Origin of the sequence: uncultured Mucilaginibacter sp. (genome assembly GCF_913773635.1) — a bacterium.
Classification (GTDB): Bacteria; Bacteroidota; Bacteroidia; order Sphingobacteriales; family Sphingobacteriaceae; genus Mucilaginibacter.
In genome coordinates this window covers 288,997-312,797 of sequence record NZ_CAJYGQ010000013.1, presented here as the reverse complement: position 1 = coordinate 312,797, position 23,801 = coordinate 288,997, and the positions used below count along the sequence as shown (strand labels likewise).

General features: G+C 41.6%; 22 protein-coding genes. 7 read left to right on the top strand and 15 right to left on the bottom strand.

Annotated elements, in window-relative coordinates:
• Positions 1 to 46: 46 nt before the first annotated feature.
• From QZ407_RS16915 to QZ407_RS16905, 3 genes are all read right to left on the bottom strand, one after another.
• Positions 47 to 1,531 carry an amino acid permease gene (locus tag QZ407_RS16915; RefSeq protein ID WP_295773264.1) on the bottom strand — a complete coding sequence of 495 codons (1,485 nt, stop codon included), beginning with the start codon at positions 1,529 to 1,531 and terminating at the stop codon, positions 47 to 49.
• A gap of 109 nt (positions 1,532 to 1,640) precedes the next feature.
• A complete protein-coding gene (locus QZ407_RS16910) occupies positions 1,641 to 2,192 on the bottom strand; it encodes an RDD family protein (protein ID WP_295773263.1) in 552 nt (183 codons plus the stop codon).
• Positions 2,193 to 2,384: 192 nt separating this feature from the next.
• Complete coding sequence (locus QZ407_RS16905; protein WP_295773261.1) at positions 2,385 to 4,622, bottom strand: sodium-translocating pyrophosphatase; 2,238 nt, start codon at positions 4,620 to 4,622, stop codon at positions 2,385 to 2,387.
• Positions 4,623 to 4,838: 216 nt separating this feature from the next.
• Here QZ407_RS16905 and QZ407_RS16900 point away from each other — a divergent pair, with 216 nt between their 5' ends.
• Positions 4,839 to 5,810: a DUF2167 domain-containing protein gene (locus QZ407_RS16900; RefSeq protein WP_295773259.1), complete on the top strand. Its 972-nt coding sequence runs from the start codon at positions 4,839 to 4,841 to the stop codon at positions 5,808 to 5,810.
• 90 nt (positions 5,811 to 5,900) lie between these two features.
• On the opposite strand, the gene QZ407_RS16895 is transcribed toward QZ407_RS16900, so the two are convergent.
• A complete protein-coding gene (locus tag QZ407_RS16895; protein ID WP_295773256.1) occupies positions 5,901 to 6,614 on the bottom strand; it encodes a ZIP family metal transporter in 714 nt (237 codons plus the stop codon).
• Positions 6,614 to 7,177 carry a phosphatase PAP2 family protein gene (locus QZ407_RS16890; RefSeq protein ID WP_295773254.1) on the bottom strand — a complete coding sequence of 188 codons (564 nt, stop codon included), beginning with the start codon at positions 7,175 to 7,177 and terminating at the stop codon, positions 6,614 to 6,616. Before QZ407_RS16890 ends, QZ407_RS16895 begins: the two co-directional genes overlap by 1 nt.
• Positions 7,178 to 7,464: 287 nt before the next feature.
• Between QZ407_RS16890 and glmM the strand changes: the two genes are divergently transcribed.
• Positions 7,465 to 8,850: a phosphoglucosamine mutase gene (gene glmM, locus QZ407_RS16885; protein WP_295773252.1), complete on the top strand. Its 1,386-nt coding sequence runs from the start codon at positions 7,465 to 7,467 to the stop codon at positions 8,848 to 8,850.
• An 88-nt stretch (positions 8,851 to 8,938) separates the two neighbouring features.
• Entirely contained in the window at positions 8,939 to 10,072 is a 1,134-nt protein-coding gene (locus tag QZ407_RS16880; protein ID WP_295773250.1) for a cysteine desulfurase family protein, read from the top strand.
• Between the two features lie 132 nt (positions 10,073 to 10,204).
• Here QZ407_RS16880 and QZ407_RS16875 read toward each other — a convergent pair whose 3' ends face one another.
• The 4 genes from QZ407_RS16875 to tgt form a co-directional block, all read right to left on the bottom strand.
• Complete coding sequence (locus QZ407_RS16875) at positions 10,205 to 10,447, bottom strand: hypothetical protein (protein ID WP_295773249.1); 243 nt, start codon at positions 10,445 to 10,447, stop codon at positions 10,205 to 10,207.
• 1,036 nt (positions 10,448 to 11,483) lie between these two features.
• Entirely contained in the window at positions 11,484 to 12,404 is a 921-nt protein-coding gene (locus tag QZ407_RS16870; RefSeq protein ID WP_295773247.1) for a DMT family transporter, read from the bottom strand.
• A gap of 71 nt (positions 12,405 to 12,475) precedes the next feature.
• Entirely contained in the window at positions 12,476 to 13,585 is a 1,110-nt protein-coding gene (locus QZ407_RS16865) for an LptF/LptG family permease (RefSeq protein WP_295773243.1), read from the bottom strand.
• Entirely contained in the window at positions 13,585 to 14,715 is a 1,131-nt protein-coding gene (tgt, locus tag QZ407_RS16860; protein WP_295773241.1) for a tRNA guanosine(34) transglycosylase Tgt, read from the bottom strand. The genes QZ407_RS16865 and tgt overlap by 1 nt, the downstream gene beginning before the upstream one ends.
• 286 nt (positions 14,716 to 15,001) lie before the next feature.
• On the opposite strand from tgt, the gene QZ407_RS16855 reads away from it, so the two are divergent.
• Genes QZ407_RS16855 through rsmG form a run of 3 tightly spaced genes read left to right on the top strand, consistent with a single transcriptional unit; the run spans position 15,002 to position 17,274 of the window.
• Positions 15,002 to 16,063 (top strand): glycosyltransferase, encoded by a 1,062-nt coding sequence (locus QZ407_RS16855; RefSeq protein WP_295773239.1) that lies wholly within the window; start codon positions 15,002 to 15,004, stop codon positions 16,061 to 16,063.
• Positions 16,054 to 16,647 (top strand): sigma-70 family RNA polymerase sigma factor, encoded by a 594-nt coding sequence (locus QZ407_RS16850; RefSeq protein WP_295773236.1) that lies wholly within the window; start codon positions 16,054 to 16,056, stop codon positions 16,645 to 16,647. The genes QZ407_RS16855 and QZ407_RS16850 overlap by 10 nt, the downstream gene beginning before the upstream one ends.
• On the top strand, positions 16,648 to 17,274 hold the full coding sequence (gene rsmG, locus QZ407_RS16845) for a 16S rRNA (guanine(527)-N(7))-methyltransferase RsmG (RefSeq protein ID WP_295773234.1): 627 nt from the start codon (positions 16,648 to 16,650) through the stop codon (positions 17,272 to 17,274).
• A 44-nt stretch (positions 17,275 to 17,318) separates the two neighbouring features.
• On the opposite strand, the gene QZ407_RS16840 is transcribed toward rsmG, so the two are convergent.
• Positions 17,319 to 18,974 carry a M56 family metallopeptidase gene (locus QZ407_RS16840; protein ID WP_295773232.1) on the bottom strand — a complete coding sequence of 552 codons (1,656 nt, stop codon included), beginning with the start codon at positions 18,972 to 18,974 and terminating at the stop codon, positions 17,319 to 17,321.
• Entirely contained in the window at positions 18,967 to 19,347 is a 381-nt protein-coding gene (locus QZ407_RS16835) for a BlaI/MecI/CopY family transcriptional regulator (RefSeq protein WP_157539566.1), read from the bottom strand. The genes QZ407_RS16840 and QZ407_RS16835 overlap by 8 nt, the downstream gene beginning before the upstream one ends.
• A gap of 240 nt (positions 19,348 to 19,587) precedes the next feature.
• On the opposite strand from QZ407_RS16835, the gene dprA reads away from it, so the two are divergent.
• A complete protein-coding gene (gene dprA, locus QZ407_RS16830) occupies positions 19,588 to 20,688 on the top strand; it encodes a DNA-processing protein DprA (RefSeq protein ID WP_295773229.1) in 1,101 nt (366 codons plus the stop codon).
• A 54-nt stretch (positions 20,689 to 20,742) separates the two neighbouring features.
• Here the strand turns inward: dprA and QZ407_RS16825 are convergent, their stop codons facing one another.
• The 4 genes from QZ407_RS16825 to QZ407_RS16810 form a co-directional block, all read right to left on the bottom strand.
• Complete coding sequence (locus tag QZ407_RS16825; RefSeq protein WP_295773225.1) at positions 20,743 to 21,219, bottom strand: histidine phosphatase family protein; 477 nt, start codon at positions 21,217 to 21,219, stop codon at positions 20,743 to 20,745.
• 163 nt (positions 21,220 to 21,382) lie between these two features.
• A complete protein-coding gene (locus QZ407_RS16820) occupies positions 21,383 to 21,985 on the bottom strand; it encodes a porin family protein (protein ID WP_295773222.1) in 603 nt (200 codons plus the stop codon).
• Positions 21,986 to 22,060: 75 nt separating this feature from the next.
• Positions 22,061 to 22,756, bottom strand: a complete 696-nt coding sequence (locus QZ407_RS16815) for a porin family protein (protein ID WP_295773219.1) — start codon at positions 22,754 to 22,756, stop codon at positions 22,061 to 22,063.
• A gap of 71 nt (positions 22,757 to 22,827) precedes the next feature.
• Entirely contained in the window at positions 22,828 to 23,796 is a 969-nt protein-coding gene (locus QZ407_RS16810) for a glycosyltransferase family 9 protein (protein ID WP_295773217.1), read from the bottom strand.
• Positions 23,797 to 23,801: the final 5 nt, after the last annotated feature.

The following is a 23,801-nucleotide window of genomic DNA, read 5'->3' as shown; positions in this document are numbered from 1 at the left end:
GTTCTGCTTATGTAGCAGAACCTTTCCGTATAAGAAATTATATAAATTATTTTGTAAATGGAGTAGTTGGCGGGTCTAGAGTTACCGAGTTACCCTGATTACGTATAACTGAATGTTTTTTACCGTATACCATGTAAATGATCAAGCCTAAAAGCATCCAGCCGGCAAGCCTTAACCAGGTATCGGCCGGTAATGCAAGCATCATTACAACGCATATAATCACACCCATTACCGGAACAAACGGCACCCAAGGGGTTTTGAAAGGTCTTGGAAGTTGAGGATCGGTTTTTCTGATAACCAATACGCCAACACATACCAGTACGAAAGCAAATAATGTACCTATCGACACCATTTCACCTACAACCCTAACAGGTACAAAGGCACCAAATAAACTCACAAAACCTGCAAATAGTAAGTTTGATTTGTAAGGTGTTTGAAACTTGCGGTGCAGGCTTGAAAACGCTTTAGGAACCAATCCGTCTTTTGACATGGTATAAAATATACGTGATTGACCCATAAGCATAACCAGTATAACCGAAGTATAACCGGCAAGTATGGCAACAATAATTGCTTTTTGCAACCAGGCGTATGGTGTTTTAGCAATAGCAACCGCCACAGGTGCAGCACTGTCTTTAAATTCTTTGTAATTAGCCACACCGGTCATAACGTGCGAAAACAACACGTAAAGTATGGTACAAATTACTAATGAACCAATAATACCTACAGGCATGCCTACTTTTGGATTTTTAGCTTCCTGTGCAGCAGTTGACACCGCGTCAAAACCAATAAAGGCAAAGAACACTAAGCCCGAAGCACGTAGCACACCAGACCAGCCAAACTCGCCGAATTTTCCGGTGTTTTCGGGAATGTAAGGCACGTGATTAGCAGGGTTAATATATCCCCAGCCCACAGCAATGAATACCAAAACAACCGCAACCTTTAAAACAACAAGAAGGTTGTTGATGAAAGCCGATTCTCTTGTACCACGAATAAGCAGTAACGAAAGACACATGATAATAAATACGGCAGGCAAATTCATAACGCCGCTTACAACACTACCATCGGCAAGGGTTACAGTTTCCCACGGCGACATGGTAAGCTGCGGAGGTATAGTTATATCAAAGTAATGGAGAAATTTAACAAGGTATTGCGACCAGCTTATAGAAACCGTTGCAGCGCCCAAGGCATATTCAAGTATCAAATCCCAGCCAATTACCCAGGCCATAAATTCGCCCATGGTAGCGTATGAATAGGTGTACGCGCTGCCGGCAATCGGAATCATGCTGGCAAATTCAGCGTAGCAAAGGCCTGCAAAAGCACAGCCTATAGCACCAATCATAAACGAGATAGTAACAGCGGGACCGGCATTGTTGGCAGCCGCCAAACCGGTAAGTGAGAACAAGCCGGCACCAATAATGGCACCTATCCCTAAGGCCACGAGGTTAAAGCTGGTTAGTGTACGCTTCAGTGAGCCTTCGCCGGTGGCAGAGGCTTCTTTGAGCAAAACATCCAAAGGTTTCTTAAATCGCATTTCAGAATAGTTGTTTCTACAATAGTCTAATAAAAATTACCTCCAAACGTACTCAATTTTCTCGGTATTATAAAGAAAATGGCGTTTCAGAGGCTTTGTAAAATAAAAATTACGGCTTTTTAATTGAAGGCATGTGCCATCTTATAATAATTGTACCTGTAATGAAGTCATGAATGCTTTTTCCATGCAAATTAAGCAGTGGTAACAGCCAATAAAGGCAGGTTAAGCTCAACGCAATGTACAAAAGCGGACTTTGAAGGTGATGATGTACCCAAAATGGTTTAGGGTAGCTCAATGCTATGTGCGTAAGCTCCCAGGGCACAAGCATAATAAGTGCTCGGAGCATGGCTCCACCAATGCCAATGCGCCCTGGTGTGTTAATTTGCAAGCGGGCGGCTCGCATGCCCAGGGTTGCCTGTGCCCGGGTGTTAAACATGGTCACAAAATACATGTACACCGGAATAATAATTGAGGCAAACAGCCATATGTGTAATTCATTACCGCTTATGCTATACAAGTGACGGCCAATAAAGGGGTGCAAGCCTGTAATTAATAAAAACGACTGAAAGCCTGCTATAACAAGTATAAACAATATAAAACTGTCTATCAGGTACGCAATTGTGCGCAACAATAGCATCCTTACTCTTCCGAATAGGATCATTAATCAATAAAATTAGAGCCCGGGCAAAAGCGCCCTTAAGTTACAATTGGTTAAGTATGCGGAAGTTTGCAACAAGAGGTACAGTATTCTTCCAAACGTTTAATGCAATTAGCATTAGCGTATAAAACAAACCTACAAAATGAAAATGATAATATCAAAATGAAGAAGGGGCCTGTTAAGCCCCTTCTTTAATTAAATATGTTTATTATGGATGACAGTGTGTTTTGTGCTGCTTTGCGTGTTAAGCTCTTTTTTGATGCGGCTGTTTACGTTGCTCTCATGATTTAGGTGTGGCGCAATCACCAATGATACTATGGACATCAGCTTAATCAAAATATTCATTGATGGGCCTGAGGTGTCTTTAAATGGGTCGCCCACGGTATCGCCTGTTACCGATGCTTTGTGCGGGTCGGATTTTTTATAGAACATTTCGCCATTTATTTCAACGCCCTTTTCAAATGACTTTTTGGCGTTATCCCACGCACCACCTGCATTACTTTGAAATATGCCCATTAAAACTCCAGATACTGTAACACCAGCCAATAACCCGCCCAAAACTTCTGGCCCAAAGGCAAAGCCTATAATAATAGGTGTGATAAGTGTAATTAAGCCCGGTGCAATCATTTCGCGTATGGATGCTTTGGTTGATATAGCCACACATTTTTCATACTCGGGTTTGGCCTTGTATTCCATAATACCTGGAATCTCCCTGAACTGTCGACGTACCTCCTCAACCATGGCCATAGCTGCCCTGCCCACAGCTGATATTGCGAGCGCCGAAAAAATGAACGGTATCATGCCGCCTACAAAAAGCCCGGCCAGTACATCGGCCTTATATATATCTATATGCTCAATACCCGCCACACCCACAAATGCCGCAAATAAGGCAAGTGACGTGAGTGCTGCTGATGCAATGGCAAAGCCTTTACCTGTTGCAGCGGTAGTATTGCCCACAGCATCCAGGTTGTCAGTACGGTGACGTACCTCTTCAGGTAACTGATTCATTTCGGCTATGCCACCTGCGTTGTCGGCAATCGGTCCGAAGGCATCAATTGCAAGTTGCATGGCGGTAGTAGCCATCATGCCTGCTGCGGCAATTGCCACACCATACAAGCCAGCAAAATGGTATGAGCCAAATATGCCTGCTGCCAGCACAATAATTGGCAGCACCGTAGATTCCATACCTACCGCAAGGCCTCCTATTATATTGGTGGCATGCCCGGTTGATGATTGCCTGATGATGCTTAGCACAGGCCTTTTACCCATTGCAGTGTAATACTCGGTTATAATTGACATGAGGGTGCCAACTATTAATCCAACTACAATAGAAAGGAATACGCCGGTTTTATCAAACACCAGTGCACCTGCCTTAATGGCTCCGTTTGCATCTTCATCACGCACCAGGTGAAAGGAGCCTTCGGGCAGCATCCAGTTCACTACAAAAAAGGTAGCTATTGCCGTTAAAAATATTGACGACCAGTTCCCCAAATTCAAAGCCTTTTGCACACTGTCATTCTCCTTGCTGATGCGTACAAACGATGCACTTACAATTGAAAACAACAAACCTAACCCTGCTATAACCATGGGTAAAAGCACAGGCGCAATACCGCCAAAATTATCTGCCGATACTATTTCTCTTCCTAATACCATGGTGGCAAGTATGGTGGCTACATAGGACCCAAAAAGATCGGCACCCATACCGGCCACGTCACCTACGTTGTCGCCAACATTGTCGGCAATGGTAGCAGGGTTGCGTACATCATCTTCAGGTATACCGGCCTCAACCTTACCAACAAGGTCGGCGCCAACATCGGCCGCTTTGGTATAAATACCGCCACCTACACGGGCAAACAATGCAATTGATTCGGCACCCAGGGAGAAACCTGCCAGCACCTCCAGCGCTTTTGACATGGCCTCTCCATTTACACCGCCGCCTGTTTTAACCACATATATATGGTAAAATAAGATGAACAGTGAACCTAAGCCTAATACAGCTAATCCGGCAACGCCAAGGCCCATTACGGTGCCGCCGGTGAACGATACTTTTAAAGCCTTAGCTAAGCTGGTTTTGGCCGCCTCTGTTGTGCGTACGTTGGCTTTAGTAGCAATGCGCATACCTAAATAGCCTGCAAAGGCGGAAAGAAATGCCCCGATAACAAATGATACGGCAATTACGGGGCTTGAATTTTCGACCGTAGTGCCCGACCACGCTAACAGCACAACTGCAATAACGGCGAAGTAGCTCAGCACTTTCCACTCGGCACGTAAAAAAGCCATTGCCCCATCAGCAATGTAACCGGCCAACTGACTCATGCCGGCATCTCCGGAGGGTTGCTTTGTTACCCATGCCGATTTTGTTGCCATTGCCAATAGGCCAATAATTCCAACAATAGGAATAAAATAGATCAGATAATCATAAAGTAAGGTCATAATGTAATTGGTTTTTATAATTGGATTGGTATTAACGAATTTGTGAAAAAATAATTTAATAAACCAAAAGTAGTTTGGTTTACAGTGAGTTATAAGTGATTGCTATGTGTGGTTATTACGCGGAAAATAAATTAAGATGTTAAGGCATGCAATTCAAGAGAGAAGGTGAATTGCAATAAGCGTTTAATTGCTATATTTAAGGCACTAAACAATATCATGATTAAATCATTCTTCTCGTTACTGCTTGTTTTATTTACAGGCGTAACATTTGCGCAAAATCAGTCGCGTATAGATTCGGTTGAAAAGTTGTTTACTTATCAACACGGCACTATCAAGCTACGTAACGGTATAGGAACCATCACCGTACCCAAAGGCTTTAAATACTTGGAGCCTGTACAAGCCGAACGTGTACTTACCGAAATTTGGCATAACCCTAAAAGCGAAAACATGTCGTTAGGCTTTATACTGCCCGAGGAACAAGGTATCCTTGCAGATCATGGTTATGTTTTTAACTTGGAGTATGATGAAATTGGTTACGTTAAAGACGATGATGCCGATGAAATTAATTACGATGAGTTGCTCACCAACATGCAAAAGGAAACAGAGGAAACCAACGCCGAACGTGTTAAGCAGGGTTATCCGCCTATAAGTTTGGTAGGATGGGCAGCTAAACCTTACTACGATGCTAACCGCCATATTTTGCATTGGGCTAAAAACATAAAATTTGGTAACGATAGCCTAAATACCCTTAACTATAACGTGCGGATATTAGGTCGTAAAGGTGTACTGGTACTTAACGCTATAGCAACCATGAATGATTTGAATATGGTTAAGGCGGGGATACCTAATGTGCTTAACATTGTGAACTTTTCGGAGGGCTTTAAGTATACTGATTTTGACCCTAAGATTGATAACGTGGCCGCCTGGACCATTGGCGGACTTGTTGCCGGAAAGATTTTAGCTAAAGTTGGCTTTTTTGCATTACTGCTTAAGTTTTGGAAGATACTTGCATTTGGCGTAGTGGCTGCATTCTCTTTTGTTAAGAAAAAGTTTTTTGGCAAAAAGGAGGAAGAATTACCCTTATTGCAAGAGCCGGATAATAGCACTGCCGATGATAATGAAAGCGGAAAGGAAACTGCAGACAATGTAAATGAAAATACCGAACGCCCCAATGATGAGAAACAGTAATCAATCTGTATAACAAAACGAGCCGCTTATTAAGCGGCTCGTTTTGTTTATATCAGTGTGCAAAATTAAACTGGTTTAAAACCCTATCTGTTAAAGCTCGCTAACAAAGCTGCCGAGCGCTATGCCTACACCTAATAGCACGGCAATTAATTTGCGACGGTTGAATTTGTGATCCGGCCCCGCTTCAAAAAGTATAGTAGTTGATATATGCAGAAAGATACCAATAACCACGCCCATAATACGGTTAAAGTAGCGTTGGAGGTTTCCAATGCCTCCGTTGCTAATGGCATCGCTTACAAAGTAACCTAACGGAGCCATTATGGCAAAAAGTGCAATAAAGAACAGCGTATTATTACGGCTTTGATGGTTAGCCAACAAAACTGTACCCAAAGCAAATGCAGCAGGAATATGATGCAGGGCAATGCCAAACACCAATTCGTTTTTATAGCCGCCGGCAAGAGGCATGCCTTCCAAAAAACCATGCAGGCACAAGCTTACCATTATGCCTAAAGGGAAAACCGCTTTATCATGATGGTGCTGGTGCATATGACCATGCTCAATACCATCGGAAAACTGCTCGAGTACTATTTGAAAAATGAATCCACCCAGTATAAAAACACCAACCATATGGTCATTGCCATGGTAAGCCTCGGGGATGAGATGCAGTACCGTTATTGCAAACAAGTACGCACCGCTAAAAGATAATACCAGCTTCAGCTGCTTATGGTTGCCGCCTTTAAATAAAAAAACGGCAGCACCACCTAAAAAAGCCGAGAAAAAAAGCAGGAGTAAATACCAGTACATTAAAATTGAGGTTGAATTTTTTTGAACACCTTCGCAAAAATCAGGCCTATAACGGCCCCAAAGATAGCTCCCGCGGCGACATCAACCGGGAAATGAACGCCCACATATACCTGTGCCAGGCAAACCAGCATAGCCCAGGCTAATACTAAAACCCACGTATATTGCCATTTACGCCCATAAACAAGCCCTAAAAAAATTGACATGGCAAAATGATCACTCGCATGTGTTGAAGGAAAGCTGTAACCTGTTCCACATGGTACACGGCTTTTTATGGTTTGTTGCAGCACGACATCACGGCAGGGCCTGTCGCGTTTTACCTGCTTTTTTATCAGTGTTGCACTGCCAAAATCGGCAACTCCTACCGCCGCAACCAATAATACAATTAACCAAGCTCCGGCCTTTTTGTATTTCCATATACTAAACCCGATAATAAATACATAAACCGGAATCCAGAATTTTGGATTACGGAGCCACGGCATCACCGCATCAAACACCGGGTTGCTTAGGGTATAATTAATGAAATGGAATATCTGCCGGTCTAGCTGCAGCAAAAAATCGGGCATGTGACTATGTTATAGATTTCTTAATTATAAACTTCAATTTACCGTTGGGCGAGAATTTACATCGCGTTCACGTATTGCATTATGAACAGGATTTTTCCGTTGTTGAATATTCCAGCTCCGTTCTTCCTATACCCAAACCCATTGCCTTGTTCCCCCGCAAAAGCGTCTTATAACAGCGCCGCAAATATAGCCATTTAACGCCCTTAATTTGGTAATGCTAAATACGACATGCTTTTTACAGAGGCTTAGGTAATAATTTTTATTTTTGTAACCTAATATATAAAGATTTGACGCTTATAAAATCTATATCGGGCATACGCGGAACCATTGGCGGTGCTGCCGGTGATGGGCTTACACCACTTGACATTGTAAAGTTTACTTCGGCATTTGGTGCATGGACGGTTGCTAAAACCGGTATACGTAAAATTGTGGTTGGGCGTGATGCACGTTTATCAGGCGCTATGGTTAATAACCTGGTAATTGGTACGCTGCAAGGTTTAGGCATTGATGTAGTTGATCTTGGCCTGTCTACCACGCCAACAGTAGAGGTTGCCGTACCTGCCGAAGGTGCTGCCGGAGGTATTATATTAACAGCCAGTCACAACCCTAAGCAATGGAATGCACTCAAGTTACTCAATGCAACCGGCGAATTCATTAGCGATACCGATGGTAAAGAAGTTTTAGAGCTAGCAGACAATAGTGATTTTAGTTATGCACAGGTTGATGATTTGGGTACCGTTACAATAAAGAATACCTACCTGCAAAAGCATATTAATGAAATATTGGCGCTTAAGCTTGTGGATAAAGAAGCTATTGCAGCCGCTGATTTTAAAGTGGTGGTTGATGCCGTAAACTCTACCGGAGGTATTTATGTACCGGCCCTTCTGGAGGCATTAGGAGTAAAAACTATTCATAAATTATATTGCGACCCAACCGGCCACTTCCCGCATAACCCCGAACCGCTGCCTGAAAACCTTACCGAGCTATCAAAGCAGGTGTTGGCTAACGGTGCAGACTTAGGCATAGCTGTTGACCCGGATGTTGACCGCCTTTGCTTTGTTTGCGAGGATGGCAAAATGTTTGGCGAAGAATATACGCTGGTTGCCGTAGCTGATTATGTGTTGCAGCATACCAAGGGCAACACGGTATCTAACCTCTCATCAACCCGGGCCCTGCGTGATGTTACCGAGCGTGCCGGTGGCGAGTATCATGCCGCAGCAGTAGGAGAGGTGAATGTGGTAACCAAAATGAAAGAGGTAAACGCCGTAATAGGCGGCGAAGGCAATGGCGGGGTAATATATCCCGAAACTCATTACGGCCGCGACGCGCTGGCAGGAATTGCCTTGTTTTTAACGCATCTGGCAAAATATGGCAAGCCGGTTTCTGAATTAAGGGCGTCATACCCTAATTACTTTATCTCCAAAAATAAAATTGAGCTTACTGCCGGTATGGACATTGATGGTTTGCTTATAAAAGTTGAAGAAAAGTACATGCAACAGCCGCACAGTACTATTGACGGTTTAAAGATAGAGTTTGACAAGCAATGGGTGCACCTCCGTAAATCAAACACGGAGCCTATCATACGCATTTACTCGGAAGCTGCTGACGAAGCCGCCGCTAATGCTCTGGCGCAACAAATTATAACTGATATTAAAGGGATTTTAAATATATAAGTGAGTGGTTGATCAAGTGAGTAGTTGGTATTTAAATGCTATAAACTACTCATTAATTCACTCACTCATAAATTCACTCATTGAAAAAATGAAAGTTTATTTCGATAACGCCGCCACCACGCCGTTAGATCCGGAGGTAATGAAGGAAATGGTAAAGGTAATGGAAAGCCAGTTTGGTAATCCGTCTTCTATACACGCACATGGGCGCGAGGCGCGGTCGTTGATTGAAAAATCGCGCAAAACGGTTGCTACATTGTTGAAAACTTCACCTGCCGAAATATTTTTTACTTCGGGCGGTACCGAGGCCGATAATACAGCTATCCGTTGTGGTATAATTGATCATGGCTTAACTCATGCCATTACCAGCCATATTGAGCACCATGCCGTTGTGCACACGTTAGAAGCCCTTGAAAAGAACGGCGTAATCAAACTTAGCTTTGTTAACGTTGACGAAAAAGGCAGCGTTGATTACAACCACCTGGAGCAACTGCTTAAGGACAATGAGCGCAGCTTTGTATCATTAATGCATGCCAATAATGAATTGGGTACTCTTACTGATATGGAACGTGTAGGCGACTTGTGCGAGCAGTACAATGCGTTATATCATTGCGATACCGTTCAAACCATGGGTCATTACCCGCATGACCTGAGCAAGCTGAAAGCTCACTTTGTTGTATGTGCTGCGCACAAGCTTCACGGGCCAAAAGGCACAGGATTTTTGTACGTAAATCATAAAGTGAAAATAAAACCGATGATTTACGGAGGTTCTCAGGAACGAAATATGCGCGGGGGTACTGAGAATATCTACGGCATCGTAGGTCTCTCTAAAGCGCTTGAAATGGCTTATACAGACATGGCTGCTCATCAAGCGCACATCCAGGGTTTAAAAACCTATATGATGGAACAATTGGCACAAATTCCGGGCGTTCATTTCAACGGTGAGACAGATGCTGATAAAAGTTTGTATACTGTTCTAAATGTATCGTTCCCTGAAATGGAAATGGCCGATATGTTGTTGTTTAACCTTGATATAGCCGGCATATCGGCATCCGGAGGAAGCGCCTGCAGCTCGGGTACAAATATTGGTTCTCACGTTTTAAACGGTATAGGTGCTAATCCAAATCGCCCTGCCGTACGCTTTTCGTTTTCTAAATACAACACCCGCGAAGAAGTGGATTTTGCCCTTTCAAAAATCCGGGAGGTATGTGCGGTTAATGCGTAGGTATATTTCAAATCTTCGACATAAAAAAAGTCATTGCTTATGCGGCAATGACTTTTTTGTTTTTGGTGGATATGCTACTCTTCTTGCAAGTCTGAGCATTTGTAAACTGTCTTAAAATACAAGACGGTGTGATTAACTTATATAATCTCTGTCCTCATCACTTAGTGTATCGGTCCGTCGGTTGTTGCTGTCATTTAAATAGTCGTCATCATCACTTTCCTCACGCCGCGGTTGACTTTTTCTTCGTCGCCTGCTTACTAAAATCCCTAAAAGAAACGCACTAACGGCTACCGATGTAAGCGCAGCAACCTTTGGTACCGTAAGCGGTAAAAATAAAATTGTGAACTCTGCTTCGCCGGTATTTTGTAATAACATGGCTGTTATAAAAATTAGAAGAAGGAGAGATACTGTAGTTTTAAAACTCATGTTTGGTGATTGAAATATGACGTTTCAAGATGCAAAATTTTGTGATCAGTGTTTAACGATTTTGAAGTTTTACAGAAAATTTATCACAGAAGATAGGGGAGAACTTACTACGTGAGGCAACATCCTTGCCTATTCCAATCAACATAATTTTATCAATCTGTATACAAAAAAGCCAAAGGTTTAGAAGTGCCCGCAAAATTCCAGTTTTTAATACTTTCGTTTCAATACACTATCTATTATATTTCAAATTTCATTTGGTAACTTAATTTTACTGTAGGTGTGTATATATAATTTATTGACTTTCAATTATTAGTTTATGATAAAAATTACAATTATAAGTAATTGCTAATTATATTAGTAATTTGTTTACTTAAATTGGCATTATTCATGCAAGATACGTTTAAGTGTATCTATATATAAACTTGTAAATCAGAATTATATAAAAATAAAAAATTTGCATTATATAAGATTATGATTTACTTAAATCGTTATGTTCATGTTAATAGGGCCAGTAATAGAATTATTAGCCGGGACACTATGTAAAAATCGTGGATTGGATGTGATGAATTTTAATTGCGAGCACATAGATTAAGGTCCCTTAAAAATTATAATGTCTTAGAGAGGCTTAAAATGCTTTTAGATCGAAATTGAAAAAATGTGCTTATCATCGTAAAAGATTTGGTATGCACGCAAGAAAGAATAGAAAGTCAGGATATCAAGTGAATTGATCCACCAGGTTTAAACACGCTTAACATGCGCAATCGGGTAAGTATTTTTGTAAGTATAAATCAAAAGAGTAGCTAAAGGAATTTCCTAAACATGCCCCGGCACGAGTTTAAATTTTAAGCTCCTGTTTAATGAGTACGAAAATGGATTTTGGGAAGACTGTAAGTTGCTTGCGAAATTTGCCTAGTAGTTATCTTGTAAACTGTCAGGCATCAAGCCAGGGCTTAGTGTAAAATTTAAATAAAATGGACGCGGTATGTTATGCTTGTTGCGCCTTGCGTTGCTTGAAACGGACGGCTTGTTTTTGAACAACCGGAAACAGGAAAATGGTTGATAGTATAATGACTGCACCGATCCAAAAACCCATGCTCATGGTATGTAAATCACCAAAAAACATAAAGGCCATTATGATGCCGTAAACCGGTTCGAGGTTAGTGATAAGGGCTACTTTAAATGCCGAAAGTTCGCGCATTACAGATACGCCTGCTACGTAGGCCAGCGACGTGCATATGGTGCCTAATACTAATAAATAAGCAATGTCTTGGTTGCTTGGTATCTGCAATGTTTTGATACCACCGCTTGTAAGCATATATAATGTAATCCAAAAGAATGCTCCGCCAAGCTCGTAAAATGATATGATGGTGGGATGCGTATGCTTAACCTGGTTGGAGTTAATGATGGAGAATAAACTGGCTGCTGCAGCGCATAAAAGCCCCAAAACTATACCTAGTGTGTATTGCGTTTCAAACTTAAATATGAGTACAATGCCGGTGATGATTAATAAGCCTGATAGTATTTCGAGCTTTGAAATGGGTTTGCGCTTTATAAACGGCTCAAAAACGGCCGTAAATAGTGTAAGTGAGGAAAGGCATACAAGTGTAACCGAAACAGTAGAAACTTTAATAGCTTGAAAAAACAATATCCAATGGGCGCCTACAAGACCTCCGGTAAAGAATAGCGTAAGAAATGATTTTCTGTTTACTTTGAAGTTTTGCTTGTTAAATCTGAAGTAAAGAAAAAGCGTCACCAACGCAATAAGTACCCGGTACCAAACAAGGTTAACCGCCGTAATAGTAATCAGTTTCCCTAAAATGCCCGTAAAGCCCCATATAAAAACTGTAAAGTGAAGTATAAGCAGGTTTTTATTCAGTTCGGGTGATTTATTTGCAACATGCGTCATTTACAAAACGGAGTTATGATTTTTGTATGTATTGAGAGACCGATAAAGTTATGTGCCGCCCGTGATGGTTGTTATTTTGGAGCCTTTTTAAGCAGATATAGACCGGTTAAGCCAAACAAAACGTTGGGTATACAAACTGCTATAATGGGTGGCAGGCTGGCTTTTAACGAAAATACGTTTGCAAAGCGGTCTACTACTATATATAAAAAGCATAGTAAAATGCCTACACCCAGTGGCAAGCCAATGCCTCCGCGTACTTTGCGGGATGATATTGAAACACCAATAAGTGTTAACACAAACGCCGAAAAAGGATATATATACCGACGGTATTTTTCCAACTGTAGTTCAACAAGCCTGCCGGTGCCCCGTATGTTTTCCTTTTGTATTTGCTTGGTAAGGTCGGCGGTTGATATGGCCCGGTAAATGTTGGTATTAATGTCTGTATTGGCCTCAAAGTCAGATGGCCGCATGTCAATTACAGTATCCTTTTGCGGCAGCTCAATAAATCTTTCTTTCAATCCGTCCACATATCTGATCTTGGCATTATGAAAAGTCCAGCTTCGTTTTAATGAATCATAAGTGATATGATCAGAGGTAAGCTTTTCACGCATCAGGTCGCCGTCAAATTTTTCCAGTACAAAGTTATATCCTGTACGCACTACGTTATCATATGATTGCAGGTAAACAAAGGTACGGTCATCGAGCTGCATGTGCAGTTCTTTCAGGGTAGGGTCGGTTTTGTTGGTGTAGGTGTCATCAAACTTAACGCTTAACTGGTTGGTAAGCGGAATGAAGTACACGTTCCCTAAAAAGAATACTATAAAAATTACGCCTGATGCAATAAAGTAAGGTCGTAAAAAACGCCTGAAACTCACCTTGCCACTTAAAATGGGCACAATTTCGGTTTGATTGGCCATTTTAGCCGTGAAAAATATAACGGCCAAAAAGTTGATAAGAGGAAGCAAGATGTTTGCGTAATAGGGCAAATAGCCGCCGTAATACTGAAACACAATGGCGCTTAACGGCGCTTTGCTCTTCAAAAAATCATCTAAATGCTCCGATACGTCAAACACAACAATGATGATTAGGAACAGCGATAGGGTGAAAACAAAGGTGCCCAGGTACTTTTTGATAATGTACCAGTCAATAATTTTTATGTAGTTATTCAGAAATTTGAACATTACAAGCGCTGGGCTAATTGTGTAACCATGGCATTCTTCCAACTGTAAAAATCGCCATTTATTATGTGCTGACGGGCTTCATTTACCAGCCATAAATAAAAATGCAGGTTATGCAGGCTGGCAATTTGTGCGCCCAGCATCTCGCCCGATGTAATCAAATGACGTAAATAGGCTTTAGTATGCTCGCGGTCAACCCATAGGTCGCTATCTTCATCAATGGGTGTGAAGTCGTTTTTCCATTTTTCATTACGCATGTTCAATATGCCGTTTTTGGTAAACAGCAGGCCGTGGCGTGCGTTGCGGGTAGGCATCACGCAGTCAAACATGTCAATCCCAAGCGCAATATTTTCTAAAATATTAACGGGTGTGCCTACGCCCATCAGGTAGCGGGGCTTATCCTGAGGTAAAATATTGCATACAATTTCGGTCATGGCGTACATTTCCTCCGCAGGTTCACCAACCGATAGTCCGCCAATTGCGTTGCCTTCACGGCCGAAAGAGGCGATTACCTCTGCCGAACGCTCGCGCAGGTCTTTATAAACCGATCCCTGTACAATAGGAAATAGCGTTTGGCTGTATCCGTATTTAGGTTGAGTATTGTCAAAGCGGTCACAGCAGCGTTTAAGCCAGCGGTGCGTCATCTCAATGGAGCGCCGCGCATAGCCATAATCACAAGGGTAGGGAGTACACTCGTCAAAAGCCATAATAATATCGGCACCAATAACGCGCTGGATATCCATGGCCGCTTCAGGCGTAAACAAGTGTTTCGAGCCGTCAATATGTGAGCGGAAGGTAACGCCTTCTTCTTTTATTTTGCGTGCCTGGCTTAACGAATATACCTGGTAACCACCGCTATCGGTTAAAATTGGTTTGTCCCAGCCATTGAATTTGTGCAGGCCGCCGGCCTTTTCCAGGGTTTCCAATCCTGGGCGCAGGTAAAGGTGATAGGTGTTGCCTAAAATAATCTGAGCTTCAATATCATTCTTAAGCTCGCGCTGGTGTACGGCTTTTACCGTGCCGGCAGTGCCAACAGGCATGAAAATAGGCGTTTGTATAACGCCATGATCTGTAGTAATTTCTCCGGCACGAGCCTTTGAAAGTTTATCTTGAGCAGTTAAATTAAATTTCATTTTTGTAACGGGCAAAGTTACTAAAATTAAATAGCCTCGCCCACGCCCTCCTTAAGAGTAATTTAAGCCTTCAAATTTGTATTGCTAAGGAAATGTTTCTGCTAGTAAAGGTGCAGGAATTTACATTTCCTCTCAGGGCGTTTTGTTGGTGTTCTTTAAATTTAACTAATTCCCTACTAATTCGCTTAAAATTAACAAATTTGCGGCTTGAAATAAGTGCCCGAATTTGGAACAATATATACCCTTTGTTTTATTGAGTTTTTTTGCGCTTTGCTTTGTTTGGCAAATGGGCTTTTTATTAATAGTGCAGCGTCGTTTGGCTGCTTTCAAAGTGCCCGATGCTGATGTTTCAGCAGTGAACTTACCGGTTTCGGTAATTATAAGTGCCCGTAACGAGGCGGAAAACCTTAAGCTGTATTTGCCTGCAATTTTATCACAAGATTACGCTAATTTTGAGGTAGTTGTCATTAATGATTGTTCGGTAGATGATACTCGCTGGGTGTTAGAGGATTTTGCCAAAAACCATCCGCACCTTAAATTGGTTACAGTTACAGAACACCCCCGTTTTAAAACCGGGAAAAAGTTTGCCTTAACCATGGGTATAAAAGCCGCCAGTCACGAACATCTACTGTTTACCGACGCCGATTGCGAACCGGCTTCGCCGCACTGGATTGCGCGGATGGCATCTCAATTTACGCCCGGTGTGCAAATTGTATTGGGATATTCGCCCTATAAAAAGAGCAGAGGATTTATAAATGCCTTTACACGCTTCGAAACGCTTAAAACAGCAGTTACCTATTTTTCGGCAGCCTTGGGGCGCAACGCTTATATGGGTATTGGTCGTAATTTAGCTTATACCAAATCATTATTTTTTAGCGTAAAAGGGTTTGCATCGCATTTGCATATTTTAGCAGGCGATGATGATTTATTTGTAAATAAGAACGCTACCGCCAGCAATACTGCAATTGAGATACATAAAGATGCTTTTGTATATACTGATGCTAAGCGCACCTTAGGTGGTTATTACCGGCAGAAAAAGCGGCACATGGGAGTAGGGGGCCTGTACAAAAACAAGCACCGCCGTATGCTAAGTTTTGAAGCTTTAAGTGGCTTCTTTTTCTATGTGGCATTAGTATTGTGCATAGTTTTTAAAATACAGTTACCAATTATAGCCGGGTTATATGCTGTAAGGTTAATAACTCAAATTATAATTTACATAAAGTCGGCTAACAGGCTGACAGGCAAAGATTTGATATGGTATTTACCTTTTTTTGATTTGCTTTATTATGTGTACTTGAATGTGTTTGGTTTAATAGGAACATTTGTAAAAACCATACAATGGAAGTAAACGCTAACTTTACCGAAAACGCAAAAAACGACTATCAGCTGGTGCTGAAAGCCAGAGAAGGAAGCCAGAAAGCTTTCGCTGATTTGATGCAGCGCTACAAAGATTCGATATACTTTATGTCGCTTAAAATGGTAAACAACCGTGAGGATGCCATGGACATAACCGTTGAAACCTTTGCTAAGGCATTTGAAAAGCTGGACAAATACCAGCCAGACTATGCTTTTAGCACATGGCTGTTTAGGGTGGCCACCAATAACTGTATCGATTTTTTGCGTAAAAAAAAGCTCAACACGGTTTCTATCAACAATATGATGGATGAGGAGGATGACAGGCCTCTACAGATTAAGGCTGATACATTGAACCCAGAGGAAACATCAATAAAAAAGCAGCAGTCAAATGAAATTAAGATGCTTATTGAGAGTTTGCCACCTCGTTACCGTAATTTATTAACGTTGAGGTACTTCGATGAATTGTCGTACGAAGAAATTGCACAACAACTTGATTTGCCGCTAGGTACCGTAAAAGCTCAATTATTCAGAGCCAAATACCTGTTGGGTAACATCATTAACCGCATTGACCGATAAATGGACGCCGGACTTATCACTAAATATTTTCCTGAAGTAACAAATCAGCAGCAGGATCAATTCAACCAACTTTCTGAGCTGTACAATTACTGGAACCAGCAAATTAACGTCATCTCGCGCAAGGACATGGACTCATTGTATGAGCGGCATGTGCTTCATTCATTGGGAATTGCCAAGGTGATGAGCTTTTTGCCTGGCGAACATGTGCTTGATGTGGGTACGGGCGGTGGTTTTCCGGGTGTGCCATTAGCCATTATGTTTCCCGAAACTGATTTTCACCTGGTTGATTCTATTGGCAAGAAAATAAAAGTGGTGAGCGAAGTGGCATCGGCAGTGGGCTTGAAAAACCTGAAAGCAACGCATAGCCGTGCAGAGCAAATACCTGGTAAATTTGATTTTGTTGTATCTCGCGCTGTAACGCAATTAAAAGACTTTTACCCTTGGGTAAAAGGTAAATTCAACAAGGATTCGAAGAATATTCTAACCAACGGAATTTTGTATTTAAAAGGGGGAGACCTTAAACAGGAAATTGCCGAGTCGGGTTTAGCCGTTCAGCAATACTTCCTGAAAAACTACTTTGAGGAGGAGTTCTTCGAGACCAAGCAGGTTATATATGTTAAGATATAAAACGCTGTGATTTAGTTTTTAATGTGTGTTAATTAAACTAAAATCTAAATGCTATCGCCTTCTGCAGTTATGATGATTGTACCTGCGGTAGGCCTTTCCAATTCACTTTTGCTTTCATAGCTATCAGACGTTTTACCATCCGGATACTGAAGTTTAAAGCTTAACCGCATTGTATAAATTCCCGGTTTAGCAACCACTTTTCCTTTGTAGCCAGATATTGCTTTTTTCGCCTCAGAATCAAGAACTGGATTTGCGCTTTGTTTGATAGTAACGTCTGATACTTCTCTGTTGTCATCTACCCTAAAGCTTGTTAGCAGTGTACCTGTAACGTTATTTTTTTGCGCTTGAGCAGGGTAGCGCATGTTTCTGTTTACATGCTTAAGCAATTCTTGAAACGAATAGGTTACCAATTTACCTTCGTTTTTAAGTTTGGTTTTCTCACCTGCTGTTAAGTCTTCATCCTTTAAATTACCTTCAATTGGTGGCGGTGGCGGTGGTAACTTGTATTTAGATGAATTGCGCGAGGTAGCTGGCGGAGGCGGGGGTAGCGCCATTATGCTGGTTGTATTGCTCTCAGCGCTTATAGTTTCCACCTTGATGCCAAACTTTTCTTTTAAGTTTCTTTTGTCGTTTTCGGTGATATTTTGAGCGGTGTATACAAGTTGCTTGCCGCTGGCGCCATTCACTTTAAGTTGATCAGTTACTGTGGTGGTATTGCCACTGATGACTTTTAAGCGTAACTTTTTCAACGAGTCAATGGTTGAGGCTATCGCTTTGGCGTTTGACCCGGTGGTTAAAGCAGCTTTTCCCCACTCAACTTTAAATCCATATTCTTTACTAAATGCGGCCGATGAGGCGCATAGCATGCCTGCGCATAAGGGCAGGGCCATGAGGTAATTTAGCCTGGCTAATTTACCTGAGCGTTTTTGATAGAGCTTCATTATTCTTGATTTTAAAAGGTTTTTTTCAGAAAAGTGATTGGCAACGCTGAGGCCGCTATTTTGGCAAGCCTGGGCAATCAAAAAGTCAACATAGCTATCCTGCTCAGTTTTTCCCGCCGTAAGGCGGTCGGCCTCAAATTCATGAATTGTTTTGAGGCTATTTTGCAGCAGGTATACAACTGGGTTAAACCAGCAAATTACCTTTACCACCTCCAGGAAGAGTATGTCATAGCTGTGTTTTTGGTTAATATGAACCAATTCGTGCTTCAAAATTACAGGCTGCATTTGGTCTTCATTACCTACAAATACATAGCTCATAAATGAAAACGGCGATGGCGTTTCAGGCACCTGCACAAGCATGTAACCATCGCCTTTGCTTCTCTTGCCTCCAGATATTAATTTTAAGAGCTTGTAAAGCTTTGAAAGTAATAAAACAAGCGAGAGTGTCACTCCGGTTGAATAAAGCGCTGTGAGGGCTTTAAAAGGCGCCAATAAAGCATCATCTGCGGTATTGGGTGCGGCAGCCGTCAACACCTGCGTTGTGCTTTGTTGTATTGTTACTTGGGTAGCTACGCTTGGTTGCCGTGCTCCAAAGCTTATTTGTACCAGCGGAATTATAAAACAAACTACAATGGAAACAAGCAAGTAAGCCCGGTTTGCGTTATAGAATGTTTGCCGGCGCAATAGCGCCCAGTAACCCAAATAAGCAAGGGCGAGGTAAATGTTTACCTCAAGCATATACTGCAAAAAATTAATCATCACTGTTTTTTTTGCGACTGCGTTCAGCCAATAAAATTAATTCCGCCAACTCGCTAAGGTTTAGCTTTTGCTCTTTTACCAGGTATGATACCAGGCTTTTGTAAGAGTTGTTAAAGTAGCTTTTAATCACTTTATCAAAAGCAAATTTTTTGTACTGGTCTTCACTAACGGTAGGGAAGTACACATGTGAATTTCCGTATGCTTTGTGGTCAACAAATCCCTTGCTTTCAAGTACGCGTACCACCGTGCTTACCGTGTTGTACGCAGGCTTCGGATCGTCAGGCATTTGATCGAGTATTTGCTTTACAATACCTTCTTTAAGCTTCCACAAAATCTGCATTACCTGTTCCTCGGCCTTGGTTAATTCTTTCATTATCGTTTTCCTGTTTTTAGAGCAAACTATAACGGTAGTTTATTAAAACTATCAAAATAGTTTGCAAACTGCTTTTGTAGTTTGAATAGCCGAAAGTACTACTATTTTTATAGTTTGCAAACTATTTTGATAGTTTTGTTACTCAAATGTGCTTTAGTCTATTAAATAAGCTGTTTTTCTAAAAAAATTTTTTTACCCTAACGGGTAAATTGGTACGAGGTATTATCTTGCGGCTGCATCATGACACTTAAACACCAAATAGCTTTATCACTTATTAAGGGCATCGGGCCTACTTTGTCAAAATCGTTACTGGCATATTTTGGCAGTGCTGATGAGGTTTTCAATGGATCGGTACAGCGTTTTAAGCGTGTGCCGGGCATAGGTCATAAAACCATTGAGAGCCTAAACCTTAATGCAGCCCTTGATCAGGCTACGCAGGAAATTCAATTTGTTGAGAAAAACGGTATTGATGTTATTTTCTATACCGATGATCGATATCCAAAAAAGCTCAAGAATTGTAATGACGCTCCTATTTTACTTTACAGTAAAGGAAATGCCGACTTAAACAACCAACGTGTAGTAAGCATTGTTGGAACGCGTAATGCTACTGACTATGGACGGCAGCTATGCAAAGAGCTGCTTGAAAATTTGCAGCAATACGGCGTGTTGGTAGTAAGCGGCCTTGCGCTGGGTATTGACGTAGCGGCGCATAAGGAAAGCCTGAGACTTAACCTGCCAACCATTGGTGTATTAGGCCATAGTTTAGACCGACTATACCCCAGCCAAAATCGGGGCGTTGCTGATAAAATGATACTTAACGGCGGCTTGCTTAGCGAGTACCCATCAGGCACCAAGCCCGACAGGGAAAATTTCCCCCAGCGTAACCGAATTGTGGCTGGCATGGCCGATGTAACTGTTGTGGTGGAAGCAGGCATAAAAGGGGGAGCACTAATTACTGCCGAAATTGCCAATTCATATAACCGGGATGTGTTTGCGTTTCCAGGGCGTGTAAATGATACCTATTCTGAAGGTTGTAATTTTCTTATTAGGAACCATAAGGCTGGTTTGTTAAGTTGCGCAGCCGATTTGGCTTATTTAATGGGGTGGGATGTTCAATTGGACAGCAAGCCTTCCGCTAAGCAGTTTATGTTGCCAATTGATTTGAGTGAACAGGAACAAGCCATATGGCATATGCTGCAAAATAGTACTGTGCCCGTAGCAATTGATGATTTAAGCATTAAATTGAATATGCCTGTTAGCGCACTAGCCATGAACCTGCTTAACATGGAGATGCAGGGTTATATTAATGCCCGGCCGGGCAAAACTTATGTAATAGCTTAAGCGGGGGCTATTTAACTGATATCTGAATTTTTTTATTGAGATGTTTGAAATCTCTTATAATGGCGTTGCATACCATGTTATTACGCCCGATTCATGCGTTATTTCCTGCCAACTGTCGGCGTCTTCAAATACTATAGTGATGGCGGTGCAGGGTGGTACATCACGCACTTTGCCCGTTAAGTTGAGCAGCAGGTAAGCTATGCCAGGGTTGTGCCCCACCATGGCTGTAAAGTCATAAGCATTTGAAAAATGATTGATTTCGCGAAGCAAGGTGTGCTCGCTGGCTTCATAAATTGCCTCCGTTGCCTTAAGGTTATTCATGTTAAAAGCAGTTGCCAGTATGTTGGCAGTAGTTTGCGTTCGCAAAGCCGCACTGCAAATAATTTGTTCAGGTACCAGGTTATTGGCACCAAGCTTTTGAGCCAGGTCCTTTACATCCGCCTCTCCTTTTTTAGATAGCGGCCTGTGATAATCACCCTTTTCTGAATGCGGTAACGCTTCAGCATGTCTAATCAGCAGTAACTTCTTCATTTACTATAAAAATAGCAAATACCCGTCAATCGTTTCAATACAGTCAAAATAAAATTCAATTGGCAGTACGTTTAATTTGCTTAATCTATATAAATTACAAAACCTGATAAACGCAAACGGCCGGCTTGATAAAAGCCGGCCGTTTGCGTTTATTGTATTTTTATTAGAATGTGAAACCTACTGATAAACCAATTACGCGGTTTTTAGATGATACGCCAATCTCGTTATCGCCTAAAATATTTGTTAAACCTAAGTCGTAATTAGCTTTTAAAAGTAAACCATTGTCAAAACGAACACCTAATAAGCCGGTTGCTCCAACGTCGGTTCTTTTTACATCGGTACCAAATTCAAGGTCAACGCTTTGCCTTCCATTTGTTGTTTTAGCGTTTAAGCCAATACCAACGTAAGGGCCTGCACCTACAAAAAGCTTACCGCCGCCAAAAGGAGCATTGTAAAGAAAGTTTATTGGAACCTGCAGGTAACTTAGTTTCAGTTTGCCATCGCCGCCATCGTCAGATGCTCCGCCCTTACCGGTATAATATAAACCTGGTTGGATAGAAAAGTTGTTCCCAATTGGCGCATCAGCAAATACACCTACCGAAAAAGAAGTTAAGGTACCGCTTGAACCTGATCCCGAAACACCATCAACCGATGCTGTGATTTTTGCAAAGTTAACGCCGCCGCTAACGCCGAAAGTTGTGTTTGATTGTGCCGAAGCAGTAAAGAATGAGCCTGCTAAAAATGCGGCTAAAATGAGTTTTTTCATTTGTGTTGTGATAAAGTATGTTAATTGATGTAGTTGAGACTGTAGCAGTATGTTAAGGTTTAACGCTTAATATTTTTAAAAAGAATAGCCTAAAGAAAGTCCGATGGTACGGGTTTTCATTTTTTGACTTACCGAATTGTTATAAATGTCAGCCAAGCCATAATCATAGTTGGCACTCAATGATATGCCGTTATTAAACCTAACGCCAATAAGGCCGGTTACACCATAATCCAAGCGCTTAATAACTCCATTACTGCCAATTTCAAGGTCTTGTTCGGAAGTATTGCTGCCTGATTCACCTCCATATTCTTCACCCAATGAGATGTCTCCGCTAATTTTACCTTTGGCTTTTATAGCAGCTGCTGCAAATGGACCTGCTCCAAAAAAGAACCTGCCAAAATTAGCATCAGCGTTATAAAGGAGATGAACCGGAAGTTGGATATAAGCCAGCTTTAATGATTCTTCTGCATTGATGTTAAATGCAGAACCCATGTCAAAATTAACTTTGATTTTGTAGCCTTTGCCACTGTAGAATAAGCCCGGTTGTACCGAGAATTTTTCACTAAGTGGTAAATCAGCAAATACACCTGCTGAAAATGATGTAAGGGTACCACTGCCATAATCAGATGATGAGCCGTTTTGTGAAATTGTCACACTTGCAAAGTTTACACCGCCTTTTATACCAAATGTAGGGCTTGACGTGTTACGGAATTGTGCTGACGCAGTAAAACAGCTTACTGCAGCCACAAGGGTTAGTAGAGATTTTTTCATAAAATGCGATAAAGCTTATGGAGCAAATATAAATAAATATTGGCTGCGTTTATCACGTCATTATTAAGCGTTTAACAGCTTTTAATAAAATTTATTAACAGCTCATTACTTATTTCTTGCATACACTTAAAATGCCCCAGCGGACATTTTTCCTGGCCAAATTTTGAGCATGGACGGCATGGTAAATCAACACCGGCTACAAGTGCCTTACTTACTTTATAAGGCTGTACACCCAAAAGCTCGGGCACGGTACTGCCCCAAATGGATGCTATGGGTATATCGAAAGCTTCGGCAATATGAGTAAGACCAGTATCAAACCCCAATAAACAACGCGCTTTTGATACCAGGAAAACAGATTCGTCTAAAGTTGTAGCGCCGCAAAGGTTAATTACATGCGAGCCTGCACTGGCAGTAATGTCATCGCCGTTAGCCTTTACATCGTTTCCGCCTAAGAGCATAACGGGCTGATTTATGTTTTGACATATTTGCGCAACCTTATGGTTTGGCATACGCTTGGTGTTATGCGTTGCCCCAATCACAAAAACTACATAACCAGCCTGATGGGTTGGGGGCAGTAAGTTTAATAGGGAGTATTCTTTTTTTATATAATAATTAATAGGCTTTCCATCATTGCTTATTCCCAGCGGAGCTACAGCTTTCAGGTAGCGGTCAACCAGGTGAACAGGTGGTACAAGGTTAAGATTGAATTTTAAGCTTAGCCACTTGCGTATGCGTTGCTTATTATAAGTGTAAGCCTTAAGGCCGGTACGTATTTTTATTAAGCGCGTTCGCAGGTTTGAATGCAAGTCAACCAGTATGTCATACTTCTCAGCTTTAATGTCCTTAATGGTATCACTCAAGCTACGCTTTAGTAGCAACAGTTTGTCAACGTATGGATTGTTATCGTAAATATATCTGAATGCCGGTTTGGTTAAAAAATGAACTTCCGCACCTGGAATTTGCTCTTTAAGGCAACGCACTACCGGGGTAGTGTAAATTATATCGCCCATGGAGCTAAACCTTATTACCAGAATTTTCATTTACC

Excerpts from the sequence above, each read along its gene's own strand:
- QZ407_RS16915 (WP_295773264.1), bottom strand. The coding sequence starts at position 1,531 with ATGCGATTTAAGAAACCTTTGGATGTTTTGCTCAAAGAAGCCTCTGCC.
- QZ407_RS16910 (WP_295773263.1), bottom strand. The coding sequence starts at position 2,192 with ATGATCCTATTCGGAAGAGTAAGGATGCTATTGTTGCGCACAATTGCG.
- QZ407_RS16905 (WP_295773261.1), bottom strand. The coding sequence starts at position 4,622 with ATGACCTTACTTTATGATTATCTGATCTATTTTATTCCTATTGTTGGA.
- QZ407_RS16900 (WP_295773259.1), top strand. The coding sequence starts at position 4,839 with ATGATTAAATCATTCTTCTCGTTACTGCTTGTTTTATTTACAGGCGTA.
- QZ407_RS16895 (WP_295773256.1), bottom strand. The coding sequence starts at position 6,614 with ATGTACTGGTATTTACTCCTGCTTTTTTTCTCGGCTTTTTTAGGTGGT.
- QZ407_RS16890 (WP_295773254.1), bottom strand. The coding sequence starts at position 7,177 with ATGCCCGATTTTTTGCTGCAGCTAGACCGGCAGATATTCCATTTCATT.
- QZ407_RS16880 (WP_295773250.1), top strand. The coding sequence starts at position 8,939 with ATGAAAGTTTATTTCGATAACGCCGCCACCACGCCGTTAGATCCGGAG.
- QZ407_RS16875 (WP_295773249.1), bottom strand. The coding sequence starts at position 10,447 with ATGTTATTACAAAATACCGGCGAAGCAGAGTTCACAATTTTATTTTTA.
- QZ407_RS16870 (WP_295773247.1), bottom strand. The coding sequence starts at position 12,404 with ATGACGCATGTTGCAAATAAATCACCCGAACTGAATAAAAACCTGCTT.
- QZ407_RS16865 (WP_295773243.1), bottom strand. The coding sequence starts at position 13,585 with ATGTTCAAATTTCTGAATAACTACATAAAAATTATTGACTGGTACATT.
- tgt (WP_295773241.1), bottom strand. The coding sequence starts at position 14,715 with ATGAAATTTAATTTAACTGCTCAAGATAAACTTTCAAAGGCTCGTGCC.
- QZ407_RS16855 (WP_295773239.1), top strand. The coding sequence starts at position 15,002 with ATGGGCTTTTTATTAATAGTGCAGCGTCGTTTGGCTGCTTTCAAAGTG.
- QZ407_RS16850 (WP_295773236.1), top strand. The coding sequence starts at position 16,054 with ATGGAAGTAAACGCTAACTTTACCGAAAACGCAAAAAACGACTATCAG.
- rsmG (WP_295773234.1), top strand. The coding sequence starts at position 16,648 with ATGGACGCCGGACTTATCACTAAATATTTTCCTGAAGTAACAAATCAG.
- QZ407_RS16840 (WP_295773232.1), bottom strand. The coding sequence starts at position 18,974 with ATGATTAATTTTTTGCAGTATATGCTTGAGGTAAACATTTACCTCGCC.
- QZ407_RS16835 (WP_157539566.1), bottom strand. The coding sequence starts at position 19,347 with ATGAAAGAATTAACCAAGGCCGAGGAACAGGTAATGCAGATTTTGTGG.
- dprA (WP_295773229.1), top strand. The coding sequence starts at position 19,588 with ATGACACTTAAACACCAAATAGCTTTATCACTTATTAAGGGCATCGGG.
- QZ407_RS16825 (WP_295773225.1), bottom strand. The coding sequence starts at position 21,219 with ATGAAGAAGTTACTGCTGATTAGACATGCTGAAGCGTTACCGCATTCA.
- QZ407_RS16820 (WP_295773222.1), bottom strand. The coding sequence starts at position 21,985 with ATGAAAAAACTCATTTTAGCCGCATTTTTAGCAGGCTCATTCTTTACT.
- QZ407_RS16815 (WP_295773219.1), bottom strand. The coding sequence starts at position 22,756 with ATGAAAAAATCTCTACTAACCCTTGTGGCTGCAGTAAGCTGTTTTACT.
- QZ407_RS16810 (WP_295773217.1), bottom strand. The coding sequence starts at position 23,796 with ATGAAAATTCTGGTAATAAGGTTTAGCTCCATGGGCGATATAATTTAC.